This is a genomic window from Burkholderia sp. BCC1999 (genome assembly GCF_905339975.1).
GTDB lineage: Bacteria > Pseudomonadota > Gammaproteobacteria > Burkholderiales > Burkholderiaceae > Burkholderia.
In genome coordinates, this window is the sequence record NZ_CAJPHP010000041.1 from 1 (window position 1) to 23788 (window position 23788).

20 protein-coding genes are annotated in these 23788 nt (G+C 67.1%); 12 read left to right on the forward strand and 8 right to left on the reverse strand.

Annotated features, from left to right (window positions below):
- Window positions 1-73 precede the first annotated feature (73 nt).
- A complete protein-coding gene (locus U5809_RS34060) occupies window positions 74-2314 on the reverse strand; it encodes a TonB-dependent receptor (RefSeq protein ID WP_322089772.1) in 2241 nt (746 codons plus the stop codon).
- Between the two features lie 323 nt (window positions 2315-2637).
- Between U5809_RS34060 and U5809_RS34065 the strand changes: the two genes are divergently transcribed.
- A complete protein-coding gene (locus U5809_RS34065; protein ID WP_322089773.1) occupies window positions 2638-3702 on the forward strand; it encodes an asparaginase in 1065 nt (354 codons plus the stop codon).
- 46 nt (window positions 3703-3748) lie between these two features.
- On the opposite strand, the gene U5809_RS34070 is transcribed toward U5809_RS34065, so the two are convergent.
- Window positions 3749-4723 carry a LysR family transcriptional regulator gene (locus U5809_RS34070; protein WP_322089774.1) on the reverse strand — a complete coding sequence of 325 codons (975 nt, stop codon included), beginning with the start codon at window positions 4721-4723 and terminating at the stop codon, window positions 3749-3751.
- A gap of 141 nt (window positions 4724-4864) precedes the next feature.
- Between U5809_RS34070 and aspA the strand changes: the two genes are divergently transcribed.
- Window positions 4865-6271: an aspartate ammonia-lyase gene (gene aspA, locus U5809_RS34075; protein WP_322089775.1), complete on the forward strand. Its 1407-nt coding sequence runs from the start codon at window positions 4865-4867 to the stop codon at window positions 6269-6271.
- A 106-nt stretch (window positions 6272-6377) separates the two neighbouring features.
- A complete protein-coding gene (locus U5809_RS34080; protein ID WP_322089776.1) occupies window positions 6378-7883 on the forward strand; it encodes an amino acid permease in 1506 nt (501 codons plus the stop codon).
- Between the two features lie 52 nt (window positions 7884-7935).
- Here U5809_RS34080 and U5809_RS34085 read toward each other — a convergent pair whose 3' ends face one another.
- Complete coding sequence (locus U5809_RS34085; RefSeq protein ID WP_322089777.1) at window positions 7936-8619, reverse strand: phospholipase; 684 nt, start codon at window positions 8617-8619, stop codon at window positions 7936-7938.
- Between the two features lie 230 nt (window positions 8620-8849).
- Between U5809_RS34085 and U5809_RS34090 the strand changes: the two genes are divergently transcribed.
- A complete protein-coding gene (locus U5809_RS34090) occupies window positions 8850-9092 on the forward strand; it encodes a type II toxin-antitoxin system VapB family antitoxin (RefSeq protein ID WP_322089778.1) in 243 nt (80 codons plus the stop codon).
- Entirely contained in the window at window positions 9089-9496 is a 408-nt protein-coding gene (locus U5809_RS34095) for a type II toxin-antitoxin system VapC family toxin (protein ID WP_322089779.1), read from the forward strand. Before U5809_RS34090 ends, U5809_RS34095 begins: the two co-directional genes overlap by 4 nt.
- Window positions 9497-9595: 99 nt before the next feature.
- Here U5809_RS34095 and U5809_RS34100 read toward each other — a convergent pair whose 3' ends face one another.
- Complete coding sequence (locus tag U5809_RS34100; protein ID WP_322089780.1) at window positions 9596-11083, reverse strand: aldehyde dehydrogenase; 1488 nt, start codon at window positions 11081-11083, stop codon at window positions 9596-9598.
- An 18-nt stretch (window positions 11084-11101) separates the two neighbouring features.
- Window positions 11102-11680, reverse strand: a complete 579-nt coding sequence (locus tag U5809_RS34105) for a thioesterase family protein (protein ID WP_322089781.1) — start codon at window positions 11678-11680, stop codon at window positions 11102-11104.
- 262 nt (window positions 11681-11942) lie between these two features.
- Here U5809_RS34105 and U5809_RS34110 point away from each other — a divergent pair, with 262 nt between their 5' ends.
- Together U5809_RS34110 and U5809_RS34115 are read left to right on the forward strand one after the other, a co-directional pair.
- Window positions 11943-13073, forward strand: coding sequence for a porin (locus tag U5809_RS34110; protein ID WP_322089782.1), 1131 nt, complete (start codon window positions 11943-11945; stop codon window positions 13071-13073).
- A 43-nt stretch (window positions 13074-13116) separates the two neighbouring features.
- A complete protein-coding gene (locus tag U5809_RS34115) occupies window positions 13117-14508 on the forward strand; it encodes an FAD-binding oxidoreductase (RefSeq protein ID WP_322089783.1) in 1392 nt (463 codons plus the stop codon).
- Between the two features lie 82 nt (window positions 14509-14590).
- On the opposite strand, the gene U5809_RS34120 is transcribed toward U5809_RS34115, so the two are convergent.
- Genes U5809_RS34120 through U5809_RS34130 form a run of 3 tightly spaced genes read right to left on the reverse strand, consistent with a single transcriptional unit; the run spans window position 14591 to window position 18720 of the window.
- Window positions 14591-16720 (reverse strand): acetate--CoA ligase family protein, encoded by a 2130-nt coding sequence (locus U5809_RS34120; RefSeq protein ID WP_322089784.1) that lies wholly within the window; start codon window positions 16718-16720, stop codon window positions 14591-14593.
- Window positions 16721-16770: 50 nt separating this feature from the next.
- A complete protein-coding gene (locus tag U5809_RS34125) occupies window positions 16771-17928 on the reverse strand; it encodes an acyl-CoA dehydrogenase family protein (RefSeq protein WP_322089785.1) in 1158 nt (385 codons plus the stop codon).
- 3 nt (window positions 17929-17931) lie between these two features.
- Window positions 17932-18720 carry an enoyl-CoA hydratase/isomerase family protein gene (locus U5809_RS34130; RefSeq protein ID WP_322089786.1) on the reverse strand — a complete coding sequence of 263 codons (789 nt, stop codon included), beginning with the start codon at window positions 18718-18720 and terminating at the stop codon, window positions 17932-17934.
- 144 nt (window positions 18721-18864) lie between these two features.
- Here U5809_RS34130 and U5809_RS34135 point away from each other — a divergent pair, with 144 nt between their 5' ends.
- The 5 genes from U5809_RS34135 to U5809_RS34155 all read left to right on the forward strand — a co-directional run bounded on the left by U5809_RS34135 (window position 18865) and on the right by U5809_RS34155 (window position 23733).
- Window positions 18865-20031 carry an ABC transporter ATP-binding protein gene (locus U5809_RS34135; protein WP_322089787.1) on the forward strand — a complete coding sequence of 389 codons (1167 nt, stop codon included), beginning with the start codon at window positions 18865-18867 and terminating at the stop codon, window positions 20029-20031.
- 115 nt (window positions 20032-20146) lie between these two features.
- The gene (locus tag U5809_RS34140) at window positions 20147-21256 is read left to right on the forward strand and encodes an ABC transporter substrate-binding protein (protein WP_322089788.1); all 1110 of its coding nucleotides are present in this window, start codon (window positions 20147-20149) and stop codon (window positions 21254-21256) included.
- Window positions 21257-21281: 25 nt separating this feature from the next.
- Entirely contained in the window at window positions 21282-22157 is an 876-nt protein-coding gene (locus U5809_RS34145; RefSeq protein ID WP_322089789.1) for an ABC transporter permease, read from the forward strand.
- 21 nt (window positions 22158-22178) lie between these two features.
- Window positions 22179-22973: an ABC transporter permease gene (locus U5809_RS34150; protein ID WP_322089790.1), complete on the forward strand. Its 795-nt coding sequence runs from the start codon at window positions 22179-22181 to the stop codon at window positions 22971-22973.
- Window positions 22974-23004: 31 nt separating this feature from the next.
- Window positions 23005-23733: an NAD(P)H-dependent oxidoreductase gene (locus U5809_RS34155; RefSeq protein ID WP_322089791.1), complete on the forward strand. Its 729-nt coding sequence runs from the start codon at window positions 23005-23007 to the stop codon at window positions 23731-23733.
- Window positions 23734-23788 lie beyond the last annotated feature (55 nt).

The window sequence follows — 23788 nt, forward strand, 5'->3', positions numbered from 1 at the left end:
CGTGAAGACGTATTCGCTGCCGTGGTGAACGCGGCGGGGCAGGGCGTGCCACGCCCTCCCGCCGCCAACCGCGTTACTGATAGAAGTTGAGCGTGACCATCGCCGAGCGGCCCGGCGCCCAAGTCGCGTAGATCGGGTACGCGCTCGCGTAATACTTCTTGTCGAACAGGTTCTGCACGTTGAGCTGAACGTCCATCGTCTTGTTCACGCGCCACGTCGCGGCCGCGTCGAAGCGCGCATAACCGGGCGTCCATTTCTTCGTCGTCGCGGATACCGACGCGTAGGTCTGGCTCATCACCGTCGCACCGGCGCCGAGCGTGAGCTTCGGCATCACGTCGTAGCTCGTCCACAGCGTGAAGTTGTGCTTCGGCACCATCACCATCGGCAGGCCCGACGCGCCCGGGCTGCCGGGGCCCGCGTCGGTCGTGATCGCATTCAGGTACGAGTAGCCGCCGAACACGTGCCACTTCGGCGTCATGTTGCCCGCGAAGCCGAATTCGAAGCCGCGCACGCGCTGCTTGCCCGCGTTGACCGTGTGACCGAGGCCGTCGCTGACGCGCGCGTTGGTTTTTTCGGTCTGGAACAGTGCGGAGGTCAGCGACAGCTGGTCCTGCAGCACGTCCCACTTCGCGCCGATCTCGATGTTGCGCGAGCGTTCCGGCGCGAGATCCTGGTTGGTCGCGGTGATCTGATCGGTGCCGCCGCCGAGGCCGCCGTTCGACCCCGGCGGGTTCGACGACGTGCCGTACGACGCGTACAGGCTCACGTTGGTCACCGGCTTGAACACGAGGCCGAACTGGTAGCTGAACAGGTTCGACGTGTTCGACAAGTCGGCGACGCCGGCCTGCTTGCCGGTCGTGTCGTAGCGGTCGAAACGCAGGCCCGTGTTGAACTGCCAGCGCTCGGACAGCTTGACCGTGTCGAAGATGTACGCGGAAACCGTGTCGGTGCGCGTGTTCGTCGTCGCGCCGGGGAAACCCTTGTCGCCGTTCAGCACGATGCTGCCAGTCCACGGCATGTTCGGGTTCCAGCCGCCCGCGAGCGGCGTGCAGTTGCCGGCCACCGAGCAGGGGCCGCCCGAGCGGATGTTGTTGCCGGCCGAATCCGACACGAGATAGCCCTCGTAGCGCGCCTGTTCATGGCTGAACTCGACGCCGGCCGTCATCGTGTGCTTCATGCCGAACAGGCTCGCGCTGCCGGTGACTTCGGTCTGGTTCGAGAAGCCGTTGAGCGCGTACTTGCCGCTCTTCGCCTGCAGGCTCAGCATGTTCGGGTTCGACGCGAGGATCTGCGGATTCGTCGCGACGTAATCGAGCGTCGAGCGGCCGAACATCGTCGTGTTCTTCAGCTTCCAGTCGTCGTTGATCTTGTGCTCGACGCGGATTTCGCCGGTGTCCGTCTGCCCATAGCGGTAGTCGCGCGTGTTCAGCCCGAAGAACTGCCCGCGATCGGTCGGCACCGGTGTGCCGCCGGACGCGCGGAACGGCACGCTGAAGTCCGGCATGTCGTACGAGTTCATGTGGTAGTAGCTGACCGTGACCGTGGTCGGCGTGTTCAGCCCGAACACGATCGACGGCGCGACGCCCCAGCGCTTGTTGTACACGTCGTTGCGGCCGGCCTGGTTCGCGTCGTGACCCATCACGTTCAGGCGCACGGCCGTCGTGTCGTTGATCTTGCGGTTTGCGTCGACCGTCGCGCGCTTGTAGCCGTCGGTGCCGAAACCGATGCTGCTGTTGATGAAGTTGTCGTTCTTCGGCGTCTTCGTGACGATGTCGATGCTGCCGCCCACCGAGCCGCGGCCCGCGTAGACGGAATCGGGGCCCTTGATCACGCTGATCTGCTCGACCGCGAACGTCTCGCGGTTCTGCAGCCCCGAGTCGCGCATCCCGTCGACGAAGATCGAGTTGCGCGATTCGAAGCCGCGGATCACCGGACGGTCGGCAGACGGGTTCGCGGCTGCGTCGCCGCCGAGGAACGTGATGCCCGGCACCGAGCGCAGCGCGTCCGCGAACGACGTGATGTTCTTTTCCTTGATCAGTTGCTCGGGGATCACCGTGACCGAGCGCGGCGTATCGAGCAGCGGCGCGGTGAACTTGTACGACGGCGAGCGTTTCACCTGCATGTCCGACAGCGCGGACGACTGGACCGCAATCGTCGGCAGCGTTGCCGGTACGTCGGCGGCCGGCGCGGGCTGGTCGGCGGCAGGGGCGGAAGCGGGAGCGGTTGCGGCGGAAGCGAGCAGCGGCGTCAGGAACACGGAGCAGGTCAGCGCCGACACGAGGGCGCGAGGCCTCGTCTTGAACTGGGCAGGCATATCGGGAAGCAGCGGAAGGTTCGGTGATCGGGCGCGTTTTCTCGATGCGGACAGCACAGCCCGAAACATCGGAAAACGTCAATGTAAATGCGTATGATTCGCGTTTGCGATCGCAATTGTACGGATTAGTACCAAATATGTAAACGATTGAATGGCTTTTGTACTAATCCAGTCAGGCTTTAGTGGGGGCGCGATTGCCTTTGCATCGTGTGCAACACCGCTTTCCATCGCCCGGCCGGCGCGCGGCGGCGGCGACTCGCTACACTGCGGTACCGGTTGGACGGGCCCCGGCAGCCAGGCCCCGAGCAAGGAGACAACACACGATGGACACCCAACGCGCAGCGGTCGTCACTTACCGTGGTAACGCGATCGAGAACACGCACGTCGCCCATGTGGCGGTGGTCGATGCACGCGGCAGGTTACTGGCCCGGTTCGGCGATCCGTTCCGGATGACGCTGGCACGGTCGGCCGCCAAGCCGGCGCAGGCGCTGTCGGTGATCGAGACGGGCGCGCCCGAGCGTTTCGGCTTCGACGATGCGGACATCGCGCTGATGTGCGCGTCGCACAGCAGCGAGGACCGCCACATCGCGCGCACGCGGGCGATGCTCGCGAAGGTTGCGGCGCACGAATCGGACCTGCGATGCGGCGGCCATCCGCCGCTGTCGGATGCGGTGTACCGGTCGTGGATCAGGCGCGATTACACGCCGACCGGCGTGTGCAGCAACTGTTCGGGAAAGCATGTCGGGATGCTGGCCGGCGCGCAGGCGATCGGCGCGGCAATTGCCGATTACCATCTGCCCGACCATCCGATGCAGGTGCGCGTGAAGCATGTGGTGGCCGACGCGTGCGGGTTGCGCGACGACGAGGTCGACTGGGGCATCGACGGCTGCAACCTGCCGACGCCGGCGTTCTCGCTGGATCGCCTCGCGCGTCTTTATGCGTCGCTGGCCGACGGTGCCGACGCGGTGGAAGCGGGCGGCAGCGCGATTACCGATCGCGTCCGCGCGCTGGCGCGCATTCATCATGCGATGACGGCCCATCCGGAACTCGTCGCGGGCGATGGGCGTTATTGCACGGTGCTGATGAACGCGTTCGACGGGCAAGTGGTCGGCAAGCTCGGCGCCGATGCGTGCTACGGGATCGGCGTGCGCGCATCGGAACGCACGCGGCAGCTCGGCGCGGATGGCGCGCTCGGCATCTCGGTGAAGATCGAGGACGGCAATCTCGACGTGCTCTACATGGTCGTCAGCGAAATCCTCGAGCGGCTGCAGATCGGCACGGCCGCGCAGCGCGCGCAACTGGCGGGCTTCCACCGGCCACGGATGCTCAACACGCAGGGCGTCGAGTTCGGACACGCCACGTTCCCGTTCGAATTGCAGGCGGCCTGACCGCGGTCGCCCGCCGACGCGCGCGGCCTGCGATCCGGGCCGCGCGCTACGCGCGTCCGCTGCGAATCTTCGCGAGTTCCAGTTCCGACAACTCGCCGATCTGCGCGAGATGTTCCGCGAGGAATTCCTTCAGCACGCGCAGCTTCGCCGAGCTGCGCCGGTTCGCCAGATACGCGATGTAGATGTATTCGCCCGTCAGCCGGTTCTGCAGCCGGTAGCGCGGCAACACGGCTTCGAGCTGGCCGCTCGCGAGCAGGTCGCGCACCAGCCAGATCTCGAACTCCGCGATGCCGAGGCCCGCACAGGTCGCTTCGAGCAGCAGCTCCGAATGATCGGTGACGAGATTGCCGGCAGGCAGCACGCTGTGCTGCGTGTCGCCGTTCACGAGATCCCAGCGCGGATCGCCTTCCGGATGCACGTAGCGCAGGCAGTTGTGGTGCTTCAGGTCGTCCGGTGACGCCGGGCGCCCGCAGCGGTCGAGATAACCGGGCGTCGCGCAAAGGATGCTGTCGTTGCGCGACAGCCGGTGCACGACCAGGTTGTCCAGGTAATTCTCGCCTTCGTGAATGTCGAGATCGAAGCCGCCGGCCACGAGATCGTTGTGATTGTCGGTGAGCCGCACGTCGAGCTGGATCGTCGGATAGCGCGCGAGAAACGGCGCGACCAGCGGCGCGAGATGACGGCGGCCGAACGCGACCGGCGCGGTGAGCTTCAGCGGGCCGCTCGGCCGCGCATTCAACTCGGCGACGACGCGCAGCGTGTCGTCGAGATCGGCGATCAGCGTGACTGCGCGCTCCAGGTAGATGTGGCCGGCTTCGGTGAGCGTCACGCTGTGCGTCGACCGGTGCAGCAGCGCGACGCCGAGGGCCTCCTCGATTGCCGTGACCTTGCGTGCGACCGTCGACGTCGACACGTGCATCTCCTTCGCGACCGCCGAAAAACTCCCCGTTTCGACCACTCTCACGAACGCACGCATCGCGCCCATGTGATCGATGCCGGTTTCTCTCGCGCCTCTTTTCATTTGATTCTCGCTGTTGCGTCTCACGCAAAACCGCTTTCGATAATACAGAAGCGAGCTTGTTTTTGCAAAGGCATAGAATGCGAACCCGTCGCGTCGGGAAGCGGCGGACGACGAGCGGTACGAGACACTCAGGAGGGCACGATGGCAGAAAACGGCTTCCGCGTCGAAGCGGATCTTTTAGGTAAACGAAGCATTCCGACGGACGCCTATTACGGCGTCCATACGCTGCGCGCGAAAGAGAATTTCGACATCACGGGCCGCACCGTTGCGTCGCTGCCGTACCTCGTGATGGCGCTCGCGGCCGTGAAGGAAGCGGCGGCCGACGCCAACTGCGAGCTCGGGCTGCTGCCGCGGCCGTACCGCGATGCGATCGCCGCCGCATGCGTCGAGATCCGCGAAGGGCGCCTGCACGACCAGTTCGTCGTCGACGTCATCCAGGGCGGCGCCGGCACGTCGACCAACATGAACGCGAACGAGGTGATCTGCAACCGCGCGCTCGAAATCATGGGGCACGCGCGCGGGCAGTACGAATACCTTCACCCGAACGAGCACGTCAATCTCGCGCAGAGCACCAACGACGTCTATCCGACTGCGATCCGTGTCGCGACGTGCTTCGCGGTCGAACACCTGCTCGAAGCGATGGCGCGGTTGCGCGATGCATTCGCCGAGCGTGCCGATGCATTTGCCGGTTTGCTGAAGCTCGGTCGCACGCAGTTGCAGGACGCCGTGCCGATGACGCTCGGCCAGGAATTCTCGACCTACGCGGTGATGCTGACGGAAGACATCGCGCGGTTGCAGGAAGCCGGCTGGCTGATTCGCGAGATCAATCTCGGCGCGACCGCGATCGGCACGGGGATCACCGCGCATCCAGAGTACGCGGAGAAGGCGCTGGCCGCGCTGCGGCGCATCACCGGGCTCGACCTGAGCACCGCGCCGAACCTGATCGAGGCGACGCAGGATTGCGGCGCGTTCGTGCAGGTGTCGGGCGCGCTCAAGCGCATCGCCGTCAAGCTGTCGAAGATCTGCAACGACCTGCGGCTGCTGTCGAGCGGCCCGCGCGCCGGTTTCGGCGAGATCAACCTGCCGCCCGTGCAGGCCGGCTCGTCGATCATGCCCGGCAAGGTGAATCCGGTGATCCCGGAAGTCGTCAACCAGGTCGCGTTCGAGGTGTTCGGCAACGACCTGACCGTGACCTTCGCGGCCGAGGCCGGGCAGCTTCAGCTCAATGCGTTCGAGCCGGTGATCGCCAGCGCGCTGTTCCGCAGCTTCAGCCATCTGACGGCCGCCTGCACGACACTCGCGGAGCGCTGCGTGAGCGGGATCACCGCGAACCCCGAGCGGCTGCGCGAAACGATGGAGCGCTCGGTGGCGCTCGCCACCGCGCTGAACCCGTACATCGGCTACAAGCGCGCGACCGCCGTTGCCGCCGAGGCGCACGCAACCGGCAAATCGATCCGCGAAGTCGTGCTGGAACGCGAGTGGATGACCGCCGCGCAGCTCGACGAGGCGCTGCAACCCGAGGCGCTGATCCGGCCGCGCGTGCTTTGACGTCGGCTGCGGGGCGCCGACGCGCGCCGTGAGCGCCCTGCGCGCCCTCATTCCATACGCGTCCCCGCGCGGGGCGCGACACATCAAGAAACAACGGAGACTCAAGATGAAACACGACAGCGAGCGCCCGGCCGATGCGGCCGGCGGCGCGGATTCCCGCCATGCCGATCCCGATGCGATGTTCGCATCGCACGAAGCCGGCTATGCGAAACAGTTGAAGCCGCGGCACGTGCAGATGATCGCGATGGGCGGTGCGATCGGCACGGGCCTCTTTCTCGGTGCGGGCGGGCGCCTGCAGAGCGCGGGGCCGGCGCTCGCGCTCGTGTATCTCGTCTGCGGCGTGTTCGCGTTCCTGATCATGCGCGCGCTCGGCGAACTCGTGATGCACCGGCCGACCAGCGGCAGCTTCGTGTCGTACGCACGCGAGTTCATGGGCGAGCGCGCGTCGTTCGTCGCGGGCTGGATGTACTACCTGAACTGGGCGACGACCGGCATCGTCGACATCACCGCGGTCGCGATCTACATGAAGTACTGGGCCGTGTTCACCGACGTGCCGCAATGGGTGTTCGCGCTCGGCGCGCTCGGGATCGTGTCGGTGATGAACATGATCGGCGTGAAGGTATTCGGCGAGATGGAATTCTGGTTTTCGCTCGTCAAGGTCGGCACGCTCGCGGTGTTCCTCGCGGTCGGCGCGGTGTTTCTCGCGAGCGGCCATCCGGTCGCCGGCCAGATGCCGGGGCTTCATCTGGTCGCGGATCATGGCGGGATCTTTCCGCATGGCATCCTGCCGGCCGTGCTGATCGTGCAGGGCGTCGTGTTCGCGTACGCGAGCATCGAGCTCGTCGGCGTCGCGGCGGGCGAGACCGCCGATGCGCGCAAGGTGCTGCCGAAGGCGATCAACAGCGTGATGTGGCGTATTGCGCTGTTCTATGTCGGCTCGGTCGTGCTGTTGACGATGCTGCTGCCGTGGACGGCGTACAGCTCGCACGAAAGTCCGTTCGTCACGTTCTTCAGCAAGCTTGGCGTGCCGTACGTCGGTACCGTGATGAACGTCGTGGTGCTGACGGCCGCGCTGTCGAGCCTGAATTCCGGCCTCTATTCGACCGGGCGCGTGCTGCGTTCGCTCGCGATGGGCGGATCGGCGCCGCGTTTCGTGTCGCGGATGAATGCACGCGGTGTGCCGTATGGCGGGATCCTGATCACGGTTGCGATCAATGCGATCGGCGTGCCGCTGAATTACATCGTCCCGGCGCAGGCGTTCGAGATCGTGCTGAACATGGCGTCGCTCGGCATCATCACGACGTGGGGCTTCATCGTGATGTGCCAGATCCTGTTCCGCCGCGCGGTCGATCGCGGCGAGCTGAAGGCCGTGTCGTTCCGGATGCCGGGCGCACCGTTCACGTCGTGGCTCACGCTCGCGTTCCTCGTCGGCGTGCTGGTGCTGATGGCGTTCGACTACCCGGGCGGCACGTGGACCATCGCGACGATTCCGGTTGTGGTGCTCGCGCTGGTGGTCGGCTGGAAGCTGGCGAAGCGGGGTGCCGAGCGTGAGCAGGCGATTACCGCGCCTGCCTCTGCGCGCGCCGTTGCCGATCCTGCGCGGAACGCTTGACGGCATGCGCCGGGGGCGTCGGTCCGTTCCCGGGCCGGCTTCCCCCGTGCGGTCAGTTCAACCCCGTGCGCTCGCCGACCCAGCGGCCGAAATCGCCGGCCATTTCCGCGGTCAGTTCGTGCCCGGCCGCATACAGCCGCGTATCGTGCGCGACGCCGAGCGCCGTGAGTTTCGCATCGGCCGCGTCGGCCCATGCGACGGGTAGTTTGTCGTCGAACTTGCCGTGCACGATCAACGCATGGAGCGGGCGAAGCGCATCGCGCGGCGCAATCAGCGGATCGATTTCCGGCAGGATGCGCCCGCACAGCACGGCGAACGCGCTGACGTCGTCCGGCGACGTGAGGCCGACGCCCGCGCTCATGATGCCGCCCTGGCTGAAGCCGGCGATCACGGTCGGCAACGCGGAATCCGCGCCGTCCTGCGCACTGAATGCGCGCAGCAGCGTGATCAGTTGCACGCGGCTGGCATCCGCGCGGGCCGCGTCGATTTCGGGGCCGTTCGGACCGAAGCGCACCGGAAACCACGCGTGCTGATTGGGCCCGAACGTGAGCGGGCCGCGCAGGAACGCGATCTCGATGCGCGGATCGATCACGTTGGCGACGTTCAGCAGGTTGGTTTCGTTGCCGCCGACGCCGTGCAGCAGCAACAGGCGGGCAACGGGGCGGTCGGTGGCCGGGCGCAGCCGGTACTGGAGGCCCGACTCGGGATCGGTTGTCAGCGGCAGGACGTCGGTCATTGCGTGAATCCGGAAAGAGGAACGATGCGACAGTCTAGAGCGCGGGGGCGGGGAGGTGAATCGCCGGGAGGCGATTGATTGTTTCCTGGTGGGAATGAATCGGTGCGCGGTTCGTTCCGGGGACAGATCGCCCGTACTGCGACGTACGGAACTGGCCGATCGGACGACTCGTCATTCTCACGCGTAGTTGATAAAATAGATACATTCTGTAGATACGTGAGGGCGTGAAGATGGATATTGCCAAGATCTTCAAGCATGGCGGATCGCAGGCCGTCCGGCTGCCGAAGGATTTCCGCTTCGAGACGACCGAGGTCCGGATTCGCCGCCATGGGTCGTCCGTCGTTCTCGAGCCGGTGCCGCAAGACTGGGCATGGCTGACGCCGTTGATCGGTCCGGTCGACGCCGATTTCGAGGCTGCCGCGACCACGCAGCCATCGACTCAGGAGCGGTCGGGGCTGGACGTATTTGAATGAAGTTCCTGCTGGATACCAACGCGGTCATCGCCATTCTCAAAGGCGAGCCGGCCATGCTGTCCCGACTGCGGCAGCACCAGCCGGCCGATTTCGGGATACCGGCGATCGTCGCGCATGAACTCTATTACGGCGCGTACAAAAGCCAGCGAGTGGAGGCGAACGTGGCGCGTGTCGAGGCGCTGCAGTTCGAGGTCGTATCGTTCGATGTCGAGGATGCGCAGCATGCCGGCGAAATTCGGGCCCATCTTATCGCGGCGGGTACGCCGATCGGCCCTTATGACGCATTGATCGCAGGGCAGGCACGCGCGCGGCAACTGGTGCTGGTCACGCATAACATCCGGGAATTCGAGCGCGTTCAGGGGCTGCAAGTCGAAGACTGGCTCGCTGAGCCGCGTGAAGGCTGACCGCATTGCGGTCATGCGGCGGCCGGAACGGATTTCTGCTCGCCGAATCCGGCGTGCTACGCGCTCGCGATCCGGCCTGCGAGCGCGGCCCGTTTCACGCTACCGCAGCCGGATGATCGTCGACTTCAGTTCCGTGTATTTCTCCAGCGCGTGCAGCGAGTTGTCACGCCCGTTACCCGACTCCTTGAAGCCGCCGAACGGGAAGTTCATGTCGTCGGTTTCCTCGTAGCCGTTCACCCACACCGTGCCGGCGCGCAGCCGGCGCGCGGTTTCGTGCGCGGTCGTCAGGTTTGCCGTCCACACCGATGCCGCGAGCCCGTAGCGCGTGTCGTTCGCGAGTGCGACGGCTGTATCGAGATCGTCGAAAGTCGTGACCGCGAGCACGGGCCCGAAGATCTCCTCGCGCACGATTCGCGCATCGGCGCGCGGGCAATCGAACACCGTCGGCTCGACGTACTGGCCGCCGCTCGCCGTACGCGCGCGCTTGCCGCCCGCCAGCAGCGTCGCTTCGTCGCGGCCGGCCTCGACATAACCGAGCACGCGCTCGACCTGCGCCGCGTCGATCAGGCTGCCCATCCGCGTGTCGGGTGACAGCGGGTCGCCAGGTGCGTATTCGGGCGCGATATCGAGCACGCGCGCGACCAACGCGTCGCGGATCTCGCGATGGACGAGCAGACGCGAGCCGGCCGTGCACATCTGGCCGGTGTTGTAGAACACCGCATGCGCGACGGTGCGTGCCGCACGGTCGAGGTCGGGGCAGTCGGGCAGCACGATCTGTGGCGACTTGCCGCCGAGTTCGAGCCACACGCGCTTCAGGTTCGAATCGGCCGCGCAGCGCGCGACCTTGTGGCCGACCGCGGTCGATCCGGTAAACGCGATGCAGTCCACGTCCGGATGGCGTGCGAGCGCTTCGCCCGCGTCGCCGAAGCCCGGCAGCACGTTGAGCACGCCGGCCGGCAATCCGGCCTGTGCCGCGAGCGCGGCGAGCCGCAGTGCACTCAGGGGCGATTTCTCCGACGGCTTCAGCACGACGCTGTTGCCGGCTGCGAGTGCGGGCGCGCATTTCCACATCGCGATCATCGCGGGAAAATTCCATGGCACGACCGCTGCGACCACGCCGATCGGCTCGCGCGTGACGAGCCCGACGAGATGCGCGTCGGCCGGCACGACTTCGCCGCCGGTCTTGTCGATCGCTTCCGCGAACCACTCGGCGCAATACGCGGTGGACGGAATGTCGACGGCGGTCGTATCGGCGATCGGCTTGCCGGTGTCGAGCGTTTCGAGCAGTGCGAGGTCGCCCGCGTGCTCGCGGATCAGCGCGGCCCAGCGCAGCAGCACGCGCTTGCGTTCGCGCGGCGTCGCGCCGCGCCATGCGCCGTTCTCGAATGCACGCCGCGCGGCCGCAACCGCGAGGTCGGCGTCGGCCTGCCGGCAATGCGCGACCTGGGCGAGCACGCGGCCGTCGATCGGGCTCGTACACGTGAAGGTCGCGCCGTCGTGCGCGTCGCGAAACGCGCCGTTAACGAAGGCGCGCGATTCGATTTCGAGTTGACCGGCGCGCGTGCGCCAGGCGTCGTTCGTCTGCATGGAAGGCTCCGTCGGTGTTCAGCGTGAAGCGGGGGCGGGGCGGCGGATCGCGATCGCGCGGCCCGCATGAGGTTCGCGCGGCGCACGCGCGTGTTCGGCGTGAATCGCGTCGAGATGCCGGCGCATCGTGTCGGGAAACGGCGCGGAGCGCTTCGCGCGCATGTCGACGTGGGTCAGCAACTGCTCGCCGATTGCGAGCTGCGCACCGGTCGTCGCGTGATGCATCGAATGGAACACGTGCAGGCGCCGGTCGTCGACATCGAGCAGACGCAGCGTCAGCCTGAGCGGCTCGCCGAGCATCGCTTCTCCCAGGTGGCGGATGTGTGTCTCTGCCGAATAGATCGAGCGGCCGGCTTCGCGATAGTCGTCGTCGATGCCGAAGTAGCGGAAGAACGCGTCGCTGCTGTCGCCGAACACGAGCAGGTAGCACGATTCGCTCATGTGGCCGTTGTAGTCGACCCATTCGGGCTGAACGGTGCAGCGGTGCAGTTCGAGCGGCGTCGCGATCGGCACGGCCGGATCGTACGGGCGAGACTTCTGTCCTTCGTAGGCCGAGCGCAGGCGCGGCTCGGCGGCGAGGCTGAGGTGGGTCGTCATCCGGTGCACTCCGAAAGTCGAAACGAGCCCGCACGTCGTCTGCGGGGCTGCCGGTCGATGTTATGACGGGTTGAACGTTTTTTCAATAAAGATATCGCCGATGCGTGTAAACACCGGTGCCGACCGGTGCCTATATCGATTGAACATTCATTCAACGAAACCTATACTCGCCAGCGCCGCGATGCCGAAGCGAAGCAGGCGGGCGGTCTTTCACGAACAACGACAAACGATCCGCGTCGCGCGGAAACTGGAGACACCGGAAATGAAGAAACGCTTCCTGCTGGCCGGCTTGATGTCGGTGATGGCCCACGGTTATGCACACGCGCAGAGCAGCGTCTCGCTGTACGGGATCATCGACGGCGGCATCACCTACGTGAACAACACGGGCGGCGCGCATGCGTACCTGTTCGACGACGGCGTGTCGTACGGCAACCGCGTCGGCCTGATGGGCACCGAGGATCTCGGCGGCGGCAACAAGGCCGTGTTCAAGCTCGAGAACGGCTTCCGGCTCGGCACGGGCAAGCTGAACCAGGGCGGCGCGATGTTCGGGCGCCAGGCTTACGTGGGGCTCGGCAACGACTGGGGCACGCTGACGTTCGGCAACCAGTACGACTTCGCGTTCGACTTCACGGCGGCCTTCAACGTCAGCGCGTTCGGCAGCGGCTACGGCGTGCACCTCGGCGATTTCGACCGCCAGAGCGGCGACCGGCTGCAGAACGCGGTGAAGTTCGTCAGCAACAGCTTCCACGGGCTCGTGGTCGGCGGCATGTATTCGTTCAGCAACGACGCAGGCAGTTTCCACGACGGCAGCGCGTGGAGCGTCGGCGCGACCTATACGCAAGGCAATTTCTCGGCGGGCGGCAACTATACGCGGCTCAATTCGCCGCGCGGGCTCGCGGCGCTCGACCCGTATGCGCAGATCGGCGTGACGACGATGCTCGGGCAGACGGTCGCGACGATCGATCCGGCGACGGGCGCCGTCACCGACTTGCACGACTCGACACCGTTTGCGATCAATTCGCAGTCGATCTTCGGGGTCGGTGCCTCGTACACGCTCGGCAAGCTGACGCTCAATGCGGACTTCAGCAACACGACGTTCAAAGGCTACGGGCAATCGTCGACGATGCGCGTGTACGAGGCGGGCGGTTTGTACCAGGCGACCGCGCCGCTGTCGCTCGTCGCGGGTTACCAGTACACGACGTTCGAAGGCCATCATTGGCACGAGGTGGCGCTGGGGACGCACTACGCGTTGTCGAAACGCACCGACGTGTATGCGGCCGTCGACTGGATGCGCGCGTCGAACGGCGTCGATGCGGTGATCGGCTACAGCTTCGCGCCGTCGACGAGCCGCACGCAGGCCGCCGCGCGGGTCGGCATGCGGCACAACTTCTGATCCTTCTTTCACCATGGGCCGGGAACGGCCGGCCCCGTCGACCATGTCCGATTTTTCCTCGAACGGCGACGTTGTCGCCGCGCTGCGCGCTGCGCTCGGCGACGATTGCGTGAGCACGGGCGACGCGATCGGCGCGCGTCATTTCACGAACTACGGTGAAGCGCCGGGCGCGCGGCCGCGTGCGTTGCTGCGGCCGCGCAGCGTCGCCGACGTGAGCCGCGCGCTCGCGATCTGCGCCGCATGCCGGCAGACGGTCGTGCCGCAGGGCGGGATGACGGGGCTCGCGGCCGGCGCGTCGCCGGCCGCGGGCGACGTCGTGCTGTCGCTCGAGCGGCTGACGGGTGTCGTCGAGATCGATGCTGAGGCGGCGACCGTCACGGCCTGGGCCGGCACCACGCTGCAGGACCTGCAACAGGCGGTGGACGAGGCGGGGTTCGCGCTCGGCATCGATCTCGGCGCGCGCGGCTCGTGCCAGATCGGCGGCAATGTCGCGACCAATGCGGGCGGCAACCGCGTGATCCGCTACGGCACCACGCGCGAACAGGTGCTCGGTCTCGAAGTGGTGCTGGCCGACGGCACCGTGCTGGAATCGCTGAACAAGCTGCTGAAAAACAACGCGGGGTACGACCTGCGGCAGATCTTCGTCGGCAGCGAAGGCACGCTCGGCATCGTCACGCGCGTCGTGCTGCGGCTGCATCCGAAGCTCGCCGCGCCGTCGACCGCGATGTGCGCGGTGCGTGACACGGCCGCGGCGCTCGCGCTACTGCGCGACGCGCGGGTGTCGTGCGCGGATTTGCTGAGTTTCGAGACGATGTGGCCGGCGTTCTATAGCTACGTCGCCGAACACACGCCGGGCCTGCGTGCGCCGTTGCCGGCGGACGGCGGCGTCAAGGTGCTGATCGAGTGTGCAAGCGGCGACGCGGCGCAGACGGCCGAGTGGTTCGAAACCGTGCTGGCCGGCTGGCTCGAGCGCGGCCTGATCGACGACGCGGCGCTTGCGCAGAGCGCCGCGGACGCGCAGGCGTTCTGGACGCTGCGAGAAGGGCTCGCGATCGATGGGCTGCCCGGCCTGGTGAATTTCGACGTGGGGATTCCGCCGCGCGAGACGGCGGCGTTCATCGACGCGTGCGATCGCGCGCTGACGTCGCGCTGGCCCGGCGCGCACGTGTTCTTCTTCGGGCATCTTGGCGACAGCAACCTGCACGTCTGCGTATCGGCGCCGTTTGCGGCGGGCGAAAGCGCGCACGACGTCGACGCGGTGCTGTATCCGCTGGTGCGCGACGCAGGCGGATCGGTGTCGGCCGAGCATGGAATCGGGCGCTACAAGCGCGACTGGCTCGACTGCTCGCGCAGCGACGCCGAGATCGCCGCGATGCGCCGGCTCAAGTTGGCGCTCGATCCACTCCGGCTGCTCAATCCCGGCAAGGTGCTTTGAGATTTGAGCATTACGCCGCACGGCGGCATCCGGCCCGCTCACGCATCGCGCGAGCGGGCCGGTGCGTTTCATGGCCGGCGCATCAGCTATCGAGCCTCACCAGAGCATCGACTGCCACCGCGCCGTGTTCCATCGCCAGCAGCGGATTGACGTCGAGTTCGACGAGCGTATCCGCGTGCGCCTGCGCGAAGCGCGCGATCGCCATCACGTTCGCGACGATGGCGTCGAGATCGGCCGTCGGCCGCCCGCGATAGCCGGTCAGCAGCGGCCCGAGCTTCAACCCGAGCAGCGCATCCCGCACGTCGCTTTCTCGTACCGGCAGCAGTAGCGTCGCGGTGTCGCGGATCAGCTCGACCAGCACGCCGCCGGTGCCGAGCACGATCGCGAGGCCGAAGTTCGGCTCGCGCTTCACGCCGACGATCAGTTCGAGCAGCGGCGCGTCGGCCATCTTCTCGACGAGGATGCGCTCGACGCGCACGTCGGGTGCGTGATGCGCGACTTGCTCGGTCATCCGCTCGACCGCGGCGGCGACGGCCTCCGGCGACGCGAGCTTCAGCGCGACCGCACCGGCCTCGGTCTTGTGCGGCAGGCGATCGCTGACGACCTTCACGCACACCGGAAAACCGAGGCGCTGCGCGGCGGCCGGCGCATCGGCGGGGGCGACGCATTCGGCCGGCGGCACATCGAGCCCGTGCGCGGCCAGCATCCGCTTGCTCGCCCATTCGTCGTGCAGCGTGGCGGCGCCATCGTCGCCATGGCCGGCCCGCAGTACGGGCAGCGCGTTCAGCGCATCGGCGTCGAGGATGCGGCGTCGCGTGTCGCCGTAGGTCATGGCTGCACCGATCGCGTCGATCCCTTCGGCGAGCCCCTGCAGCGGCGCGATGCCGGCCGCGGCCATGCGCGCCGCGTGATCGGGCGGCGTCAGCTCGGGAAACACCGAGATGACCGCGCCGACCACGCCGTGCTGGCGCGCGGATGCCGCGAACGCGCTGGCCGCGATGTCGCACAGCGGCCGTTCTCCGGTCGCTTCCTGCGGATAGTCGAGGATCATCGCGGCCGCGCCCGGGCGATCGGTCAGCAGTGCGTCGCAGCATGCGCGCATCTTGTCGGGGTCGCCCCACGGCGTCGTCGTAAAGTCGAGCGGGTTCGCGATCGTCGCGTAGGCGGGCAGCACATTGCCGAGCGCGTCGCGGCCCGCGTCGCCGACCGGCGGGAACGCGATGCCGCGCGCTTCGCCGAGATCGGCGACGAGCCCCGCATCGCCGCCGGACGTCGCGAGCGCGGCCAGCGTGCGGCGCTCGGGCACACCGGCGATTGCAAGCAGCTTCAGCGTCTCGACGAGGCCGACCGGATCCTTCACGCGGATCACGCCGAGCCGCCGGAACAGCGCGTCGTACAGCGCGTCCGAGCCCGCGAGCGAACTCGTGTGGCTCATCGCGAGCTGCGCGCCGAGCGTCGACGTGCCGCTCTTCAGCGCGACGATCGGCACGCCGCGCGCGAGCGCGCGTGCGGCGGCCTCGCTGAACCCGCGTACGTCCTTCAGGCCTTCGAGATGCACGCCGATCGCACGGATGCGAGGATCGTCGACGAACGCATCGACGAGGCGTGCGATGTCGACCGATGCCTGGTTGCCGACGCTCGCGAGGTACGCGAACGGCACCGAGCGTGCGCTCATCGACAGGTTGTACGCGAGGTTGCCGCTCTGCGTGATCACGGCGACACCGGATTCGACGCGCGGTGCGCCGTGCGCGACGGGCCACAGCGCGCTGCCGTTCAGGCCGTTGATCAGCCCGTAGCAGTTCGGCCCGAGCACGGCCATGTCGCCGGCCGCATCGACGAGCGTCTGTTGCAGCGCGGCGCCGTCGGCGCCGGTCTCGGAGAAACCCGATGCGTAGACGATCGCGCCGCCTGCACCGCGTCCCGCGAGCGCGCGCACGACGTCGATCGCCTGCCGCGCAGGCACCGCGACGAACACGGCATCGGGCGCGGCGGGCAGGTCGGCGACGCTCGCATGGCAGCGCACACCGTCGATCTCGGCATGGTTCGGGTTGACGAGCCAGATGTCGCCGGCATAGCCGTAGTCGCGACAGCGCTGCACGGCGCCCGCGATGCCGCGTCCGCCGACGAACGCGATGCTGGCCGGCTCGAGCAGCCGGCGCAGGTTGGCCGCGGCGGTGGCGCGGCGATCCCTGACTGCGGGAGAGGAAGTCATGAAAAGTCCTTTCGGAAGTCGCGCCGGACGGGCCGGCGCGGCGGTTCGCGTCAGCTGTAGCGTCGGAGGATTTCCTTGGACAGGATGTGCCGCTGGATCTCGGACGTGCCTTCCCAGATGCGCTCGATGCGCGCATCGCGCCAGAAACGCTCGATCGGCAGTTCGTCCATCAGCCCCATGCCGCCGTAGATCTGCACCGCATGATCGGTCACGCGGCCGAGCGTTTCGGTCGCCAGCAGCTTGGCGAGCGCGGCATCGCCGTCGGTCATCGTGCCCAGGTCGAGCTTCTGCGCGGTGTAGAGCGTGACGAGTTCCGCTGCGCGGATTTCGGTCTGCATGTCGGCGAGCTTGAACGACGTGCCCTGGAAATCGCCGATGCGCTTGCCGAACTGCTGGCGCGTCGCGGCCCATTCCGCGGCCATCTCGAACGCGCGCTGCGCGCGGCCGATGTTGTTGGCCGCGACCATCACGCGGCCGGCGGTGAGCCAGTCGTTCGCGAGTTCGAAGCCGCGATGTTCTTCGCCGAGGATCTGCGCGGCGCTAACGCGGCAGTCGGACAGGAAGATTTCCGACTGGTGGTAGCCGCGCAGGCTCGTGCAGTGCGGGCCGCGCCGCACGGTCATGCCCGGCGTGTCCTTGTCGATCAGGAAGCAGGTCACACGCTTGCGTTTCTGACCGCGCACTTCCTCCTCGCCGGTGACGGCGAACAGGATCACGAAATCGGCCGTATCAGCGTGGCTGATGAAGTGCTTGCTGCCGTTGATCACGTAGTCGTCGCCGTCGCGCACCGCGCGCGTGCGGATGCCCATCGCGTCGGAGCCGGCGCCCGGCTCGGTCAGCGCGAAGCAGTCCACGCGCTCGCCGCGCACGGTCGGCTTCAGGTAGCGCTCGATCTGGTCGCCCTTGCACGCCATCAGGATCTTGCTCGGCCGCGCGACGAACACGTGCAGCGCCCAGCTCGTGCGACCGAGCTCGCGCTCGACGAGCGCCTGCGTCACGTAGTCGAGACCCGGGCCGCCGGCGCTTTCGGGCATGTTGAACGCGTAGAAACCCAGTTCGAGCGCCTTGCGGCGGATCGAGTCGGCGAGTTCGGGCGGCACGTCGTCCGCACGGTCGACCGCGAATTCATGGGGCTGCAGTTCCTTCTCGACGAACTGACGCAGCGACGACACCAGCATTTCCTGCTCATGAGTCAGCGAAAAATCCATGAATCATCTCCCGACAAAATTAGGTGCGCGGCCTTCGACCGAAGCACGAAGCGCTTCCTGGCCGTCCTCGCTGTGACCGCAAGCGACGCAGGCCGCCAGCTCGCCGCGCAACTGCTCGGCGAGGGTGTGTGTGTGCGACTGCGCGAGCAGCGCCTTCGCATGGCCGAACGCGACGCTCGGCCCTTGCGCGAGACGCGCGGCGAAGGCGGCGACGTGCTGCGCGAACGCGTCGGCATCGACGACTTCCGACACGAAGCCGGCTGCGAGCGCGTCCTGCGCGTTCCAGCGTTCGTTCAGGAAGATGTAGCGGCGCACGACGTCGGGCCGCGCGAGACGCGGCAGGAACCAGCTACCGCCCATGTCTGGGCTGTAGCCCATACCCGTATACCCGCAGCGCAGCGTCGCGGCCGTGCTCGCGATGCGGAAGTCGCAGGCGAAGCCGATGTCGGCGCCCGCGCCGACCGTCGAGCCGTTCAGCGCCGCGACGGTCGGGCGTGGAAACGCCGCCAGCGCCTCGACGAAGCGGTGCGCGCGCTCGCTCCAGCCGTAGGTGTCGAGCTCGCCGTTGCGCTCGGCCTCGGCCCATTCGTCGACGTCCGCGCCCGCGCAGAACGCGCTGCCGGTGCCGGTCAGCACGAGGCAACGCGTGGCGGGGTCGCTCGCGAGCGCATCGAGCGTGTCGCGAAGAAAGTCGAGATGCGGCCGCGCGAGCGAATTGCGCTTCGCCGGGCGGTTCAGGCGAAGCGTCACGACGCCGTCGTGCCGTTCTATTCGGATGTCCTCGTTGCTCATGTTGCCACTGTCTCCTTGGTGTTGGGTGTCGTGTTGTGTCAGAGCCGGCAAGGGTCGCCGCTACTTGCGAACCGCATTTCGGCATAGTATAAGTTCTGTTAAATGAACGTTCAACCCAAATGTGAGTCGACCAGGAGACGCACGATGAGCGTGGCGATGGAGACGTCGGCAGGTGTGGAGCAGGGAAGGCCCGGTGCGCATGCAGTTCGTGCGGAATCGGCAGGGCGCACGGCGAGCGGCGCGGGCCTGCAGATCGATCGCGTGTCGAAGCGCTACGGCAGCGTGCATGCGCTGCGGGAAACGACGATCGACATTCCACGCGGTGAATTCCTGACGATCCTCGGGCCGTCGGGTTCCGGCAAGACGACGCTGCTGACGATCGTCGCGGGGTTCGAGCATCCGAGCACCGGCGACTTGCGTGTCGGCGGCCGCAGCATCGTCGGGTTGCCGCCCGAGAAGCGCAACTTCGGGATGGTGTTCCAGGGTTATGCGCTGTTTCCGCACATGACGGTCGAGCAGAACGTCGCGTATCCGCTGATGGTGCGCAAGCAGAAGGGGCCCGACGCGGTGAAGCGCGTGAAGGCCGCGCTCGATCTCGTGCGGCTCGGCCATCTCGCGGACCGTTTGCCGCGCCAGTTGTCCGGCGGCCAGCAGCAGCGTGTCGCGATCGCGCGCGCGCTGGTGTTCGATCCCGATCTCGTGCTCCTCGACGAACCGCTCGGCGCGCTCGACCGCAAGTTGCGCGGCGAGGTGCAGGTCGAACTCAAGGCGCTGCACGAACGGCTCGGCGCAACGTTCCTGTTCGTCACGCACGATCAGGAGGAGGCGCTGTCGATGTCGGATCGTATCGCGATCATGCGCGACGGCCGGCTCGAACAGATCGGGACGCCGGACGGGCTGTACGAACAGCCGGCCAACCGCTTCGTCGCCGATTTCCTCGGCAAGAGCAACTTCATCGAAGGTGTCGCGCTCGGCGGCGATGCCGCGGCGACGCACTATCGCGTCGGCGATGCGCGGTTCGTCGCGCCTGCCTGCGGCGCACGGCCGGACGACACGCTGCTGTTCGCGCTGCGGCCGGAGAAGGTCGGCGTCTCGGCCACATCGTGTGGTGGCGCGCACAACGAAGTGGCCGGCCGGATTCGCCACTGGAGCTATTTCGGTTCGTCGTACCGCTTCGAGATCGAGACCGCGGCGCTCGGCTGCGTGACCGCCGATGTGCCCGCATGGCGCGGACTCGCGTCGCCGCGCACCGGCATGGACGTGTTCGTGCAGTGGGAGCGCGACGCGACCTGCCGGATCGCGTCGGACTGACGCGACGAACGATGCATCCCGCGCGACGCGGCGAATGTCCGCGTCGCCGGCCGATTCAACGGTGCCCGGAAACGACGAGATGCGTGCGGGCGCTGCCCAGCCTGGAGGAGACACCATGACGAACCGCTATCTGCAGGACCTGCTCGACCAAGCACGCGAGCTTCAACCCGCGACATCGCAGCGCCGCCGCGACTTTCTCCGGCTGTGCGCGGCCGCCGGCCTCGCGCCGACGCTGCTGGCGACGGGCGCGAAGGACGCGCTGGCCGCGAACCCGAAGGAGATCGTGCTCAGCGCGTGGGGCGGCGAGGCGCGCTCCGCGTTTCGCTCCGCGTACATGGACCCGTTCACGAAGGCGAGCGGGATCAGGATGGGTTACGACTCGTCGCCGGAGGACGGCAAGATCAAGGCGATGGTCGAGAACCGGAACGTGATCTGGGACGTGATGGATCTCGACGGCTTCGCGGCGATCAAGCTCGGCAAGCAGGGGTTCCTGCGGCCGATCGATTATTCGGTCGTCGGCCGCAACGCGTTGCCGGGGCTCGCATCGGATTTCGGCGTGCCGTCGTACCTGCTGAGCTACGTGCTCGTCTACGACGCGCGCAAGTTCGGTGCGAATCCGCCGAAGAACTGGGCCGATTTCTGGAACGTCGGCAAGTTTCCGGGCAAGCGCGGGCTGTGGAAGTGGATGGGCGGTGCGCTCGAGGCCGCGCTGATGGCCGACGGCGTCGACAAGGACAAGGCCTACCCGATCGACGTGCCGCGCGCGATGAAGAAGCTCAAGGAGCTGCGATCGAACGTACTGCTGTGGGATTCCGGTGCGGACAGCCTGCAATTGCTGCGCAACGGCGAAGTCAGCATGGCGTGCATCTGGCATACGCGTGCGAACGTGCTGCAGCGCGAGAGCAGCGGGCGGTTCCGCTATACGTGGGAGCAGGGGCTCGCGTCGTGCGACGTGTGGGGCGTGCCGAAGAACAATCCGTCGGGCGACGCCGTGTGGCAGTTCATCAAGTTCGTGCAGGGCGTCGAGCCGCAGGTGCGCCTGCTGTCGCTGCTCGGCAACGGGCCGGTGACGCCGGCCGCGACGGCTGCCGTGCCGCAGGCGCTGCGTGCGGACAATCCCGGCACGCCGGAGAACTGGGCCAAGCAGTGCAAGGTGAATCCCGAGTGGTGGGCGCAGCATTACGAAGCGACGCTCGCGCAGTACACCGACCTGATGTCGTCCTGAGCCACTGTCTCGTGAGCGTGACGCCATGAATACCCTGTCTTCCCCTGTCGCGGGCGCCGTCCCGCTCGGCCGCGCGAAAGCCGACCGCTACTGGCTGCTGGTCGTGCCGCTGCTCGCGATGCTGATCGTGCTGTACGTGTATCCGCTCGTGCGCGTGCTGTGGCTCGGCTTCGCGGTGCCGGAGCCCGGCCTGCACAACTACGCGCGGCTGCTGGACAACCGTGGCGTGCACCGCGTGCTGTGGACGACGCTGCGCGTGTGCGCGGTCACGACCGTGTGCGCGGTAGCGCTCGGTTATGCGATCGCGTATGCGATGGCGCACGTCGGGCCGCGTCAGCGGATGGCGCTGATGTTCGGGCTGCTCGTGCCGTTCTGGGCGTCGGTGCTGGTGCGCGCGTTCTCGTGGTTGTTCCTGCTCGGCGAGCAGGGGCTCGTCAACACGCTGCTGATGCGCATCGGGCTGATCGACGCGCCGCTGCCGCTGATGCGCAACGAGATCGGCGTCGTGATCGGGATGATCCACTTCATGATCCCGTACGCGGTGCTGCCGCTGTACGCGAACATGAAGGGCATCGACCCGCAGCTGGTGCGCGCATCGCAGGGGCTCGGCGCGGGCGCGCTCGTCACGTTCCGCAAGGTGTATTTCCCGCAGACGCGGCCGGGCATCGTCGGCGCGGCGATCCTCGTGTTCATCTTCTCGCTCGGCTTTTACGTGACGCCGGTGATTCTCGGCGGAGGCCGCACGGTGATGATCGCCGAATACATCAGCACGCAGATCCTGCAGCTCATGAACTGGGGCAGCGGGGCGGCGCTCGCATCGTTGCTGCTGGCGTCGATCCTGGCCGCGCTCGCGCTGCTCGCGCGTTTCGTCGACCTGCGCGAGCTGTTCGGCGCGCGCTGAATCCGACCGGAGGAATCGAAGATGAAGACCAGACTGACGGCCGGCCGCGCGCTGGTGATCGGCATCGCATGGGCCGCGATCCTGTTCCTGATGCTGCCGTTGCTCGTGTCGGTGCCCGTGTCGCTGACGCCGAGCGACTACCTGTCGATGCCGGATGGCGCGTTGTCGCTGCGGCATTACAGCGTGCTGCTCGACGACGACGGCTGGGTGTCGAGCTTCCTGCAGAGCGGGCTGATCGCGCTCGTTTCGTCGGCGATCTCGGTGACGCTCGGTACCTTGTGCGCGATCGGTTTGTGGAAGGTGGCATCGCGGCGCGGCGAGCTGGTGCGCGGCGTGATCCTGTTTCCGCTGATCGTGCCGCCGATCGTGTCGGCGCTCGCGTTCTACCGGCTGTGGGGTGAACTCGGAATGCTCGACAGCTATCCGGCCGTGATCCTGTCGCATGTCGTGCTGTCGGTGCCTTACGTGGTCGTCGCAGTATCCGCGTCGCTCGCGACGGTGGGCCTGCGGATCGAGCAGGCGTCGCGCAGCCTCGGCGCGAACCTGGCGCAGACGCTGCGCTACGTGATCCTGCCGGCGATCAGGCCCGGCGTGCTGTCGGCGGCCGTGTTCGCATTCATCCTGTCGTGGGACGAACTCGTCGTCACGCTGTTCATTTCGAGCCGGGGCGTCTACACGCTGCCGCGCCGCATGTGGGACGGGATGCGCGAGAACGTCGATCCGGCGATCGCTTCGGTCTCCACGCTGCTGCTGGCGGCCACCTGTGTCGCGATCGGTCTGTCGCTGCTGCGCAAGCGCGCGGCCGGGTCTGTCTGAATTCAATGTTACGTTGCGGAGAAAAAACACCATGAAGGTCCTGATCGTTCACGCCCATCCCGAACCGCAGTCGTTTACAACGTCGATGCTGCATCGCGCGGTGAGCACGCTCGAAGCGCAGGGGCATACCGTGACGGTGTCCGACCTGTACGCGATGCAGTGGAATCCCGTCGCGAGCGCGGCCGATTTCGGCGTTCGGAAGAATCCGGACTATCTCGTCTATGCGCTGGAGCAGCGCGAGAACGTCGCCGCGCACGCGATCGCGCCCGACATTGCCGCCGAACTCGACAAACTGGTTGCGTGCGACCTGCTGATCCTGAGCTTCCCGCTGTTCTGGTGCTCGATGCCGGCGATCATGAAGGGCTGGATCGACCGCGTGCTCGTGTCGGGCAAGGTGTACGGCGGCGTGCGTTTCTACGATCGCGGCGGGATGCGCGGCAAGCGCGCGCTGCTCGCTTATACGTGCGGCGGCCGCGACTACATGTTCGGCGCCGACGGCGTACACGGCGAAATGGACCTGATGCTGCGCCATGTGCTGCGCGGCACGCTCGGTTATGCGGGTTTCGACGTGTTGCCGTCGTTCGTCGGTTATCACGTGCCGTATATCGGTGATGCCGAGCGCGCGGCCGTGCTCGAACGCTACGACGGATACCTGGCGCAGCTCGACCGGCTGGAACCGATGGCATTCCCGACGCTCGACGATTTCGATGGCGACATGCGGCCGCGCGAACGCGCGCCGCAGGAAGTCGCGCAGGACTGAACGATCCAATGACGGGGGATGAATGAGCATCAAGGTACTGGTAGCAGTGAAGCGG

Excerpts from the sequence above, each read along its gene's own strand:
- U5809_RS34060 (WP_322089772.1), bottom strand. The coding sequence starts at position 2,314 with ATGCCTGCCCAGTTCAAGACGAGGCCTCGCGCCCTCGTGTCGGCGCTG.
- U5809_RS34065 (WP_322089773.1), top strand. The coding sequence starts at position 2,638 with ATGGACACCCAACGCGCAGCGGTCGTCACTTACCGTGGTAACGCGATC.
- U5809_RS34070 (WP_322089774.1), bottom strand. The coding sequence starts at position 4,723 with ATGAAAAGAGGCGCGAGAGAAACCGGCATCGATCACATGGGCGCGATG.
- aspA (WP_322089775.1), top strand. The coding sequence starts at position 4,865 with ATGGCAGAAAACGGCTTCCGCGTCGAAGCGGATCTTTTAGGTAAACGA.
- U5809_RS34080 (WP_322089776.1), top strand. The coding sequence starts at position 6,378 with ATGAAACACGACAGCGAGCGCCCGGCCGATGCGGCCGGCGGCGCGGAT.
- U5809_RS34085 (WP_322089777.1), bottom strand. The coding sequence starts at position 8,619 with ATGACCGACGTCCTGCCGCTGACAACCGATCCCGAGTCGGGCCTCCAG.
- U5809_RS34090 (WP_322089778.1), top strand. The coding sequence starts at position 8,850 with ATGGATATTGCCAAGATCTTCAAGCATGGCGGATCGCAGGCCGTCCGG.
- U5809_RS34095 (WP_322089779.1), top strand. The coding sequence starts at position 9,089 with ATGAAGTTCCTGCTGGATACCAACGCGGTCATCGCCATTCTCAAAGGC.
- U5809_RS34100 (WP_322089780.1), bottom strand. The coding sequence starts at position 11,083 with ATGCAGACGAACGACGCCTGGCGCACGCGCGCCGGTCAACTCGAAATC.
- U5809_RS34105 (WP_322089781.1), bottom strand. The coding sequence starts at position 11,680 with ATGACGACCCACCTCAGCCTCGCCGCCGAGCCGCGCCTGCGCTCGGCC.
- U5809_RS34110 (WP_322089782.1), top strand. The coding sequence starts at position 11,943 with ATGAAGAAACGCTTCCTGCTGGCCGGCTTGATGTCGGTGATGGCCCAC.
- U5809_RS34115 (WP_322089783.1), top strand. The coding sequence starts at position 13,117 with ATGTCCGATTTTTCCTCGAACGGCGACGTTGTCGCCGCGCTGCGCGCT.
- U5809_RS34120 (WP_322089784.1), bottom strand. The coding sequence starts at position 16,720 with ATGACTTCCTCTCCCGCAGTCAGGGATCGCCGCGCCACCGCCGCGGCC.
- U5809_RS34125 (WP_322089785.1), bottom strand. The coding sequence starts at position 17,928 with ATGGATTTTTCGCTGACTCATGAGCAGGAAATGCTGGTGTCGTCGCTG.
- U5809_RS34130 (WP_322089786.1), bottom strand. The coding sequence starts at position 18,720 with ATGAGCAACGAGGACATCCGAATAGAACGGCACGACGGCGTCGTGACG.
- U5809_RS34135 (WP_322089787.1), top strand. The coding sequence starts at position 18,865 with ATGAGCGTGGCGATGGAGACGTCGGCAGGTGTGGAGCAGGGAAGGCCC.
- U5809_RS34140 (WP_322089788.1), top strand. The coding sequence starts at position 20,147 with ATGACGAACCGCTATCTGCAGGACCTGCTCGACCAAGCACGCGAGCTT.
- U5809_RS34145 (WP_322089789.1), top strand. The coding sequence starts at position 21,282 with ATGAATACCCTGTCTTCCCCTGTCGCGGGCGCCGTCCCGCTCGGCCGC.
- U5809_RS34150 (WP_322089790.1), top strand. The coding sequence starts at position 22,179 with ATGAAGACCAGACTGACGGCCGGCCGCGCGCTGGTGATCGGCATCGCA.
- U5809_RS34155 (WP_322089791.1), top strand. The coding sequence starts at position 23,005 with ATGAAGGTCCTGATCGTTCACGCCCATCCCGAACCGCAGTCGTTTACA.